Below are 9,879 nucleotides of genomic sequence, written 5' to 3' on the forward strand. Positions count from 1 at the left end.
GCAAGCGGAATTTAGAAGCTTCATTGCTCAAAGCCTGGGAGTAGTAAGAGTTGAATTTCCCAAATCAGGGATTGCATTCATTCAGAAAAAATAACTGGGACGCTTACCTACCTTTATTCCCAAGATTGAAATAAATAACACCATGCATAAGTTCGAGAACAATTTGCTAGAAATCAGGAATCTCTTCTTGCAAAAATCTGAATGGACATCTAAATTTTACAACGACCAAACAAATAAAACTTTACTTACAAGAACTGATGGTTTAGAACTCTATTTAACTGTGGAGAATAAGCGATTGATTGCTCAGATACATGACCTAAATACTCGGATCGGTATCAGTTTAAGTAAATCTCCCAAAGTCATTTTTACTGAGATTGGGAGACGATTGATAGTTCCAGCAGAAATTGAATGGCAGCAACTACTTACAAAACGTGCTGCTAAAGAGCAAACGGAAAAGGAACGTCAAGAAGCTCTGAAGAAACTACTAGTAGCTTGCAAGGCAGATTATTACTTGAATAAAAATTTAAATGACTGTTATACGTTTAGACAAATTACTCAAAAAGGCAGCATTCACTGTCAAGTTGACAGTGCAGAATCCGTAACTATGAAGTTGCAGTTCATCCATTCAAACACTGCCTTGCAGATCGTTCAACTGATGACAGAAGAACGATAAACGTAATGAAACAGCTCTACTCCTCAATGACCTGCTGTCCCTATTGCGGCAGTCTAACAACTCTTGCCAGTGCAGAAAAAATTTACGGCAGAAAGGGTTTTGGTAGAGTTTGGATCTGTACCAGATATCCTGACTGCGATGCCTATGTGGGCGCACATCAAAACGGCTCTCCCAAAGGCAGTTTAGCCAACAGACAATTGCGAGAATGGCGGCAGGCTGCTCATGCTGCCTTCGATCCCCTATGGCAATCCGGCAAGATGACTCGCAATGCAGCATACAAATGGTTGTCGCAACAACTTGGAATTTCTAAATCGCAAACTCACATCGCTATGTTCGATCTCGATCGCTGTCGGGCTGTTGTGGAGTTAATGCAGAGCTACGAAAAGAACGAGCTTTAACAACAGATGCGCTACAGCCACATTCTCCTCAACCCCTAAAATCCTGGAACGATCCAGGGGTTTTATTTTGTCACCAACTAACTTGCAACTATGACAATCACAAATAAATCTCGCCGACTCAAAACTGACATAGAACTTGCTCAAGAAAAACGCGAAGTGGCAATGGCGAAACTCGAACAGGGTATTCAATCTCTGCTTGACTCCGGTCGTTGGCAACAATGGTTAACAATGATGAGTCGATTGAAGAGCCTCTCCATGAACCGCTATAGCTGGCAGAATTGCCTGCTCGTTCTCATGCAAAATCCAGATGCAACAGTTGTTGCAGGTTATCGCGACTGGCAAAAAGCTGGCAGGCAGGTTCGCAAGGGAGAAAAGGGCATTGCCATCCGCGCCCCCTTTACAAAGAAAACTGGAGAATTGGATGAAGAAGGTAAAGAAAAGAAATCTACCTATTTCAACTTGGTGACAGTATTCGATATCTCGCAGACCGATGGCGAAGAGCTACCCCAACTGGTTTCTCCCCTTCACGGCGACGATGCCGGACTGTACGCTGCTCTGACCCGAGCCTGCTCGAAACTTCAAGTTCCCGTGTTTGAGGAGTCGATGGACTCCCGCAACGGTTACTGCAAGTTCGATCGCATTGGCGATCGCGTTGAAAAAATTGTCATCAGTAATAACTTAGAGCCATTGCACAAAGCTAAAACCCTTGCTCACGAATTATTCCATGCTTTAGCTCACAAAGGAGAAGACTACTCTCAGCACAGAGAATTGATGGAAATAGAAGCAGAAAGTGGAGCGTTTATTGTGTTGAACTACTTTGGTTTTGACAGTAGCGATTTCTCTATTGGCTACGTTACGGGTTGGGGTAATGGCGTAGATGCAATCGCGCGACTGAAAGAATCTGCCACTTGCATCCAGATCAACAGCGAGCGAATCATTAACATGATTGAGGAGCAAAGATCGCTAGTAATCTAATTAGGTTTTCTCAGCTCTTGCCACACAGATCGAGGTAATTTGAGCCTTGATTCTCTAGTTTTCAAGTCAAAGGCAAGATGCAAGAGCTGAGTTTCTCAACTTAATTTTATAGAAAAAACACAATAATGAACATTTCGATCCAGCCTAACATTGAAATTTGATTTGATGGTATAGAATACGGTTATTGCATAGACCTACAAGACGAATCTATGTGCGAAATTTTAGAAATAAAGTCAGTCACAGAGGGTAGTTCCACAACATATGACAATGCAGTTTCTACAGCACTTTCAGTTATTAAAAGTTACGCGATCGAATTGAAAGCAAGAGCAGACAAACTCAGTCGGGAAAATTATTAGCTTGTAAAAATTCACAGATGATGGCACTGCCAAATTGTATATAGCGTAAACTGCATAATGGTTCAATCTCAGTAGCTCGTGTTGCTCCTATTGAGAGTTCGATAAATCTGCCCCTTTGATTATGCCTCCTTTCGTTAGAAAGTGCTTTGCACTAACGGTAGTGAGCGATACCTATTGGAGGTACTATGAACCAACATGATTTCCAAACATTAATTCAATTGCTAGAAAAAAGAATTGAAATTCAAAAGGAGATTCATCAGTCGCTACAACGGCAACTCCGTACTCTAGAACACTTGAAAGTTGTTCGAGAATTCTCTCGATCTATCGATCTCTTTTAAACCTAAACCAACACTAATTCTTCTATTTGCTCTAGAAGAATTAATTTTTTTACTGCTGACGATCGCAGCTTTCTCCTAAAAAACGGCTTCGCCAAACCAGAGGGAGAGCGACAAGGGAACCGCCACATGCCCCGATCTCACTTTCATCTATCCCTGGCGGGTCGCTACACCAGCCGCCAGCTCAATTCAGGAGAATCCAATGTTACAGAACTTTCTCACTATCGTCATCGAACTCACCATCGTTGCTTGTGCTACTGTCATGGCAATTGACTTCGCCGTTGGAGCAGTGGAGTTATTCAAGTCGATTTTCCAGCAATCAACTGCTCCTAGCATACAACAACAGCTCGTGCAGTCTCCCTCACAGAAGATCGCGATCGCACCAGGAACGCTGCCTCAGCTAGACCCAAATATGGTGGAAGACCCCTGGATTTCTGACTCTACATCAACAGCGACATCAACTGCGAGAGCGATCGCCACTACTCTCCCAGTTCCACAACTGCGGCTACTGCCCCCAGCACGCCAGTCTTTGTCGGAAAAGTTTGAAATTGACATAGCCTCACTCAAGCTATACAAGTTGCATGGCAACAGTGTCGTAAGGGTGGCAGACTTGCCGATTGAAGTTCCTGCCTCACTCAAGCGCTACAAGCTGCACGAGCGAGAGGTAATCAGGCTTGCAGATCTTGAAAAGCCAATCGCTACCTAATGCTAATGCTTGGCCAGAGTAGTCATAGCTTTGGGCATCGCCAAACACAATTTTTGTTAATTTCATGTTATCGGATATTCCCGACTGTCTGGCTCATATTTATCGGTAAAACTAAAGTTCTGAAACACTTCCAAGTTTCTCAAGCACGTATACTTCGGACATACTCATTCCTATGTTGGCAAAACACGTCACAACTACAGGAATGTTGAATTCCCGCTACAGCAACTATTGCAGATTTACAGATTCAATGGAATCCTTCCTTGTTTGAAGGAGATTGCTGGGAGGAAGGTGTTGAATGACCAATCGGAGAGTTCTAGAAACTTTTACTAACTTTACTAACAATGCATTCAGCTCGAGATTTAACAGTAACAAAGACAGATAAAGGAATTACGCTCGTTCGCCTCAGCACGGACGAAGCGTTTACAATTGCCAAATCTGAAATTTTTGGTTTGGTTTTGGCGATTGACGATGCTTGCGATCGCGATCCGATCGTTCGGTGCGCGTATGAGATCTGTTTGGAAAAGAGCGGCTAACAACCGATTTTAGTTAGAATCGCCCTCCTAGCTCGGACGATCGAGCCTGCGCTCGCCGCCGCTCTCTTATCCAAGTACGAAAAGCTTTCAAAGCAGGACGAGTGCCTGCGGTGCGGCTCAAGGCGAAAAACTGAGAAATACCCTCAATCGCAGGAAAGTTGGGAAAAATGAGACTAGCAGAAGATGCAACATACCTTCCTTCACTCAGCACGTAGACTTGTAACTGACGATTTTGATAACGCCAAATTTCGGGGACGCGCAGAGCTTCGTAGGCGCTTAACTGGGTACTAGATGCGATCTCGATCTCAATTGCCAAGTCGGGGGGTGGATCGGTACTGAGATCGATGCGCTCTCTACCAATCATCAGAGCGTGATTTTGAATGTAAAAGCATTCATCCGGTTCGATCCCCGCTTGCATATCCTCTCGCCGGAAAGTGGTCGATCCTAATGGCTCCCAGTCCATGTCTAGTTCGTCCAGCAGCACTTTTAATAGATCGGCAATTACAACTTTGGATTGCTCGTGTTCTGGTAGGGGAGCCACAATTTCTAACGTTCCTTTGCTGTAAGCCAAACGGATAGTGCGATGCTCCCCTAACTCTGTCAAAATTGCCTCAAACAGCTGCCAGTTGACGTGCCGCAATACGACTCGCTGACCTGGGAGGACATCAATTTGCTTCAGTTGGAGAGTCACCATACGTTGCCACGACTCTTATCAAGTGGATTGGCTAGCATTAACAAAACGCACCTGTTTGCTTTTTGACTGAGGCTGAGCGGAGTCAGCCATAATCTCAGTTGCTGGCTGTGGCGCAAGAAGTTGAGTTTGGTGTTGGGCAAGCTCGCGTTGCAATTGTCGAATTCGCTAAGCGAAAAGCCTCTAGTTCCTGCTGCCGTAACCAGTCGTCGAAAACTAAGTCCATAATCCGCTTGTCTAGCTGTTGGAAGGATTGTAGCACGCCCAAAGGAGCGGACTTTTGAAGGCGATCGCACTTACGAACGCGCTTGGCAATGTAGAAATTGAAATGGATCGAGAGCCGAAACCAAATCGATCTTGAAAGGCTCAAGCGATACAGCAACCGCTCCAAAGCGTAACGCCTAGTAGTTTTTGAAATTCTTCTGGCTGTGCCTGGGAGCGATTGAAGTTTAACAAGTGCTGCTTCACCGAGGCTGCTTGGTTCTTCATGGGTATACTTCTAACAAAATGAGAATGCTTTCAGGTAAGGTTTCATCACGTTTTCCACTCGGCAAATTTTGGCATAGTGGTGCAGTTCGCTGCGCGGACCCCATTTTTCATTCAAATAACGTCGCTGTTGTAAATAGTCCCGCAGTGCTTCCATCGCCACGTCTTGCCCTACCTTGTGGCGGAATTTGAAACAATCCACCACTGTTTTCGCCGCGCTCGTCACTCGTACCGTCACTCCCTCAAATTCATGTGACTCTACGCCCGCAGTGAATGCCTCCCCAGACATATAAACTAGCTGTACGGGTGGATAATCAATCTTGGGGCGGTGTGCTTTGTTCTGGATTGCCAGCCAAACTTGCCACGGCCACTGGGTAGTCAATTGGTGGAACTGTAGTGCCGAAAGCAGACAAATCACTCCATTTGGCACTCGCTTGCAGACTTCAACCAGGCTGTGTTTTTCCGTGACTGAGTACTCCATAGAGGTGTACACGCCCCGATTGGAGCGCATCAGTATTCCTTGCTGTTCTAAACGCTGGAGATAGCTGACGGGAATGTTTCGCTCTTCAAAGTCTTTGGGTGCGATGACACCTCGGCTCTGTACCAGCTCCAAAGCTTGCTCTAACTTAGTTTTACTCATGACTTTGGTTGAAATGCTCGGTAGTTATTTTATTTTACCTAGTTTTTAAACCACAAATGCTCTTGACAAACAAAACTTGAGGTTCCACCCCTATGAGAACGCTTACACCTGCTTTAACCAGATAGATAGAGGCGTTTTTCTTTTTAGCGAAAAGGCTGCGCTTGGAAAACAGAAGAACTCAACGACTCGTGTTGGTTAACAGCGCCAAAAAAGGCTGCGCCTGTCCGAAAAAAATCACTCTTGCTACTTGTAGAGGACACAACTATGGCTAACACCAAGAAACTATCTCTAATTAACGACGCTGCTATGGGCGAATACCAGATTGAACCTTACGACTCTCGTAAGTACAACGCAGTCTTCTATGCCATCCGCGAACTGTACGGTAAAGTTGCCCAACGGCAGCTAGGGGAAGCTTTTGATTGGGAAACGTTCAAACAACACTTTGAAATTAGCTTCGGTAAAGCCGAAGAACGCAAGTACACTATGGAACAGCTACTTGCATTTGCTAAAGACAAGTTTGACTATTCCCTAGAAAAGTTGATCGAGTACAATCAACGCAGCTGGCAGCGCCGCGAACAGTGGCTGAAACGGCAAGCTACATACCGAAAGCTCGAACTTGTCGAACAACCCGTAATTCAAACTGACAGCAGTTTTGTTGCTGGAGTTGCTGCGGAAGAAATTGCTTACTAAACCGAAAAAGTTTCTCCGAATTTATAGAAATCAGCCTTTTCAGGGCTGATTTTTTTTCAAGTTTTTAACACTGCTGTTGTGAAGCAGAAAGCTACCGCCCTTTAGAATGCGTAGAACTGTTATAGTTTATCGGGCATTTCTATAAAATCTTTAGGTCTAACATATTTTGTGATTTGCTTTTTTGCAGAATTGCCATTATTACTAGTAGAAGTGTTATTACTGTCAGAAACATCACTTCTTTCAGGAGAATCATTGACAGCCACATTGCTAGCTTTATTATCAGCTACAGATGGAGTAGGATTACTAAAAGTAGGTATTTTATACTTGGCACTAAACCGTGCAAAACTCTTGGCGTGTACTGACCATGCATCAGCGTATCTGCTCAGGGACTCCCCAGCAAGTAAATCTGGCGACACCATCACACCGCCATTCCAAATTACTGTTATGCCTTCCTTGGCAAAATAAGCCTCTAGTTCTGGCGCTACATATTCAGCAGTACCGCCAGTCAGGATCGCCTCATCCAGTTCGGCTGGGGCAAGAGACTTTATCCAGCGCACGACTGCCCGCGCGTATTCGTCACGAGAAATCCTAGCAGCAGCGGCAAATGCTTCTCCATCTAAACGGATATCGTTGACAGAACGCTTTCTCGACAACCCTTGCAGCACCTCTAGATTGCCATTGGCTCCACCAGCAGCAACCAAAGCCTGCACGACTTGCAGATCGTCTCTAGACAACCCGCCTTTGGCACGACCGACAAAGTTGTTCACCATCCAGAACATACCCAGATCGCTACTAGTGCCAGGTCTGAGGTTGCCGCGATCGCAAACGAAGCAACTAGCATTTCTGTAGCCCAGCATGACTAGGGCAATCGTCTTTTGCTTGTAATCTGCACCTAAGTGTCCAATTCGATAGCCAAAAACACCCCCACCTTCCGGCATCAACTCAAAATCTACAATCTTCACACGCAATTGACCGCTGGGCGTATCAAACTTAGCCAAACATGCTGCTAGCTTCGATAGCAACAATGCCTTATCGTGTTGGCTAACTTCTCCTGGCGGTAAGAGCAATGACATCGACGCGCTAAAACGTGCCGCTAAGCCCAGCTTTTGCTGTAAAACCCACAAAACACCCGTAATCTTAGGCACTGCTAATTCGTACTTGAGATCCCGCAACTGGGAAATGCCGCCAAATCTAGCCCTTGCCAAGTAACCCACGGCAAAATGATCCACCCCAGGCACTTCCACCCAACAACTATTTTCGGGAATGCCCTCGCTGTTTAAATCTCTAACTGACTCGGAGGAAATATCTGCTAACTCTGGCTCCATGCTCACCACTATAGGTGCAGCATTCCCCAACTGCTGGGCGATCGCCTTCGTCCTACTGGCACCTAGATCGAGCGTTACTACTATGTCGGGTACGGTCTTGGTCTTTGCTGCTGTCATGCTCGATCGCTCATACTCTTCCTTACACTGGGAGGAAGATAACGCAAAAATCTCTACTCTGTTATATCCTAGATTGCTGCCAAGTAAAGGCAAGTTTGGAGCATTTGGGTTCGATGAGAATTATTTAAGTTGCAACTCAATAATGGAAATCCACATCTATTTGGAAGACAAGGATAAAAAGCTAGCGCTTGTCCGAACTGATAAAAATCTCAAAACTAGTGGAGAAAATATGCGTTTGAGCGCATAATATAAAGATGAACTGGGTAGTTGAATTTCATGAAAACTTTGAGGCGGAGTTTGACAGCCTGCTAGAAGAAGTACAAGACGAATTGCTTGCCCATGCAAGCTTATTGGAGACTTTCGGTCCTCAGCTAGGGCGACCACACGTTGACACGCTTAACGGTTCGCAACACGCCAACATGAAGGAATTACGGTTCAATGCCGCAGGGGGCGTTTGGCGGGTAGCATTTGCCTTCGACCCGAAACGGCGTGCCATCCTGCTCGTAGCTGGTGATAAGTCCAGTGGTAGCGAACAACGTTTCTACAAGCAACTGATAAAAAAAGCCGACCTTCGGTTTTACCAGCACTTAGCCCAACTAAAAGGAGAGTAAGGAAAGTTATGGCAACAACATTGAAAGAAAAGCTATCGCGCTTACCAAAAGAGCGACGGCAGAAAGTTAAGCAGCGCTCTGCTGAGCTAGTAGCCGAGGAAATGTCTCGCCAGCAGCTCAGAGAAGCGCTCAAACTGACTCAAGAGCAAATGGCAGAAATTTTGCAAATCGACCAGGCGAATGTTTCGCGGCTAGAAAAGCGGACTGACCTGATGCTTTCAACCTTGCGGAAGTATATCACGGCAATGGGGGGTGAATTGCGGTTAGTTATTGAGTTTCCCGACCGCCCACCCATTACTTTAGTGGGGATTTCGGATATCATCGACTCGGAGGAAGCTGAAGGATCGGTGCCTTCGGATCGATCCAACTGCTAGCTGGTGCGAGATGTGGTTAGTACTCTAGTGAGGTATTGGATTGAGCAATGGCTGTATGGCAAACTTTGGCAGAGCGTCAGGACTTCACTTCAGTCGTAGCTGTAACATGGCATCCCACACCTCATCATGAGGTAACTCCTCTTGTCCCTCTTCATCTTCGTCTGGCTCTTCGCCTGTAGCTGTAACGTCTGCATCTCTACGTACAACTCTCTTGGCACTTGATACCTGCTGCGGCGATGTAGCAACATCGATGTCGCCTTTTGCAGTCGGTCGCTCTGGGGGTGGCTGCACTAACACTCGTGCCATTCCCTCTAAGTCACACATCCGCTCGATCTTCCCAATCTGCGCTTCTAATTGGGCGATCGCGTCAATGGCTGCTTCCCGTAACTCTTTGCCTGACAGCCCTGCATCCAAGAGTGCTAGGGGCAAATAATACGCCCGTAATGCGTCGCACACTAGCTCTGTCTGAGGGCGACGGCGTTGCTGCAAATATGCAAACGTTATGCCGTCATCACTACCGATCTGACGCACGATCCGCGCTAACTGAATCGTACCTGTCGAACCCACCGCTGCTTTTCCTGGCATTGAGAACTTTAACCCCTATTCTTTGTTCTTCTCGATTAATGCGTAGCACTCAACACCAGCGATCGCGCTTAGTGCATCGTTCTGACTTCCTACCTGGTATCTTTGCCGATCGCCTCTGCTACGAATTCAAACTTGGCTGGATAATTTCACCAACTGCACTCAACCAATACCCACTGGATTGGAAGGCAATGACCGCTATCGTTCCAACTCAAACACTAACAACATTATTCCTATCGCTTTAGTCAAGTTTGTCTACTGTTATCTATGTATAAAACTACTTTATTTCTTCTTAAGGGACTTATCATCCGTATTTCCCCCAGATCTACCCCCAATCGCACCCACTTTTGCTCTCAATCTGCTCCCAATCGCACCCACTTTTGCCCC

The 9,879-nt window shown here is 45.9% G+C and carries 16 protein-coding genes; 10 read left to right on the forward strand and 6 right to left on the reverse strand.

What is annotated here, in order from left to right:
- Positions 1–187 precede the first annotated feature (187 nt).
- The 6 genes from H6G17_RS31020 (at position 188) to H6G17_RS31045 (ending at position 3,976) form a co-directional block, all read left to right on the forward strand.
- Positions 188–673: a hypothetical protein gene (locus tag H6G17_RS31020; protein ID WP_242038699.1), complete on the forward strand. Its 486-nt coding sequence runs from the start codon at positions 188–190 to the stop codon at positions 671–673.
- A gap of 5 nt (positions 674–678) precedes the next feature.
- Positions 679–1,071, forward strand: coding sequence for a DUF3268 family zinc-finger domain-containing protein (locus H6G17_RS31025; protein ID WP_192162397.1), 393 nt, complete (start codon positions 679–681; stop codon positions 1,069–1,071).
- A gap of 90 nt (positions 1,072–1,161) precedes the next feature.
- Positions 1,162–2,046, forward strand: coding sequence for an ArdC-like ssDNA-binding domain-containing protein (locus H6G17_RS31030; protein WP_192162406.1), 885 nt, complete (start codon positions 1,162–1,164; stop codon positions 2,044–2,046).
- A 209-nt stretch (positions 2,047–2,255) separates the two neighbouring features.
- On the forward strand, positions 2,256–2,402 hold the full coding sequence (locus H6G17_RS31035) for a hypothetical protein (protein WP_192162408.1): 147 nt from the start codon (positions 2,256–2,258) through the stop codon (positions 2,400–2,402).
- Between the two features lie 537 nt (positions 2,403–2,939).
- Complete coding sequence (locus H6G17_RS31040) at positions 2,940–3,443, forward strand: hypothetical protein (protein ID WP_192162411.1); 504 nt, start codon at positions 2,940–2,942, stop codon at positions 3,441–3,443.
- Between the two features lie 341 nt (positions 3,444–3,784).
- Complete coding sequence (locus H6G17_RS31045) at positions 3,785–3,976, forward strand: hypothetical protein (RefSeq protein WP_192162413.1); 192 nt, start codon at positions 3,785–3,787, stop codon at positions 3,974–3,976.
- A 13-nt stretch (positions 3,977–3,989) separates the two neighbouring features.
- On the opposite strand, the gene H6G17_RS31050 is transcribed toward H6G17_RS31045, so the two are convergent.
- From H6G17_RS31050 to H6G17_RS31060, 4 genes are all read right to left on the reverse strand, one after another.
- Positions 3,990–4,670 carry a Uma2 family endonuclease gene (locus H6G17_RS31050; RefSeq protein WP_192162415.1) on the reverse strand — a complete coding sequence of 227 codons (681 nt, stop codon included), beginning with the start codon at positions 4,668–4,670 and terminating at the stop codon, positions 3,990–3,992.
- A 94-nt stretch (positions 4,671–4,764) separates the two neighbouring features.
- The gene (locus tag H6G17_RS31055) at positions 4,765–5,037 is read right to left on the reverse strand and encodes a hypothetical protein (protein ID WP_192162417.1); all 273 of its coding nucleotides are present in this window, start codon (positions 5,035–5,037) and stop codon (positions 4,765–4,767) included.
- Entirely contained in the window at positions 5,034–5,156 is a 123-nt protein-coding gene (locus H6G17_RS34425; RefSeq protein ID WP_277876142.1) for a hypothetical protein, read from the reverse strand. Before H6G17_RS34425 ends, H6G17_RS31055 begins: the two co-directional genes overlap by 4 nt.
- A 10-nt stretch (positions 5,157–5,166) precedes the next feature.
- Positions 5,167–5,793 (reverse strand): type IV toxin-antitoxin system AbiEi family antitoxin domain-containing protein, encoded by a 627-nt coding sequence (locus tag H6G17_RS31060; RefSeq protein ID WP_192162419.1) that lies wholly within the window; start codon positions 5,791–5,793, stop codon positions 5,167–5,169.
- 264 nt (positions 5,794–6,057) lie between these two features.
- On the opposite strand from H6G17_RS31060, the gene H6G17_RS31065 reads away from it, so the two are divergent.
- Positions 6,058–6,483 carry a hypothetical protein gene (locus H6G17_RS31065; protein ID WP_192162421.1) on the forward strand — a complete coding sequence of 142 codons (426 nt, stop codon included), beginning with the start codon at positions 6,058–6,060 and terminating at the stop codon, positions 6,481–6,483.
- A gap of 119 nt (positions 6,484–6,602) precedes the next feature.
- Here H6G17_RS31065 and H6G17_RS31070 read toward each other — a convergent pair whose 3' ends face one another.
- Positions 6,603–7,925 (reverse strand): ParM/StbA family protein, encoded by a 1,323-nt coding sequence (locus tag H6G17_RS31070; RefSeq protein ID WP_192162423.1) that lies wholly within the window; start codon positions 7,923–7,925, stop codon positions 6,603–6,605.
- 254 nt (positions 7,926–8,179) lie between these two features.
- On the opposite strand from H6G17_RS31070, the gene H6G17_RS31075 reads away from it, so the two are divergent.
- On the forward strand, positions 8,180–8,536 hold the full coding sequence (locus H6G17_RS31075) for a type II toxin-antitoxin system RelE/ParE family toxin (RefSeq protein WP_192162425.1): 357 nt from the start codon (positions 8,180–8,182) through the stop codon (positions 8,534–8,536).
- 8 nt (positions 8,537–8,544) lie between these two features.
- Positions 8,545–8,910, forward strand: a complete 366-nt coding sequence (locus H6G17_RS31080; protein WP_192162427.1) for an XRE family transcriptional regulator — start codon at positions 8,545–8,547, stop codon at positions 8,908–8,910.
- Between the two features lie 84 nt (positions 8,911–8,994).
- Here H6G17_RS31080 and H6G17_RS31085 read toward each other — a convergent pair whose 3' ends face one another.
- Entirely contained in the window at positions 8,995–9,495 is a 501-nt protein-coding gene (locus H6G17_RS31085) for a hypothetical protein (RefSeq protein WP_192162429.1), read from the reverse strand.
- A gap of 38 nt (positions 9,496–9,533) precedes the next feature.
- On the opposite strand from H6G17_RS31085, the gene H6G17_RS31090 reads away from it, so the two are divergent.
- On the forward strand, positions 9,534–9,737 hold the full coding sequence (locus H6G17_RS31090) for a hypothetical protein (protein ID WP_192162431.1): 204 nt from the start codon (positions 9,534–9,536) through the stop codon (positions 9,735–9,737).
- The last annotated feature ends 142 nt before the right edge of the window (positions 9,738–9,879 follow it).

This window comes from Chroococcidiopsis sp. [FACHB-1243] (genome assembly GCF_014696895.1).
Taxonomy (GTDB): Bacteria; Cyanobacteriota; Cyanobacteriia; order Cyanobacteriales; family Chroococcidiopsidaceae; genus Chroococcidiopsis.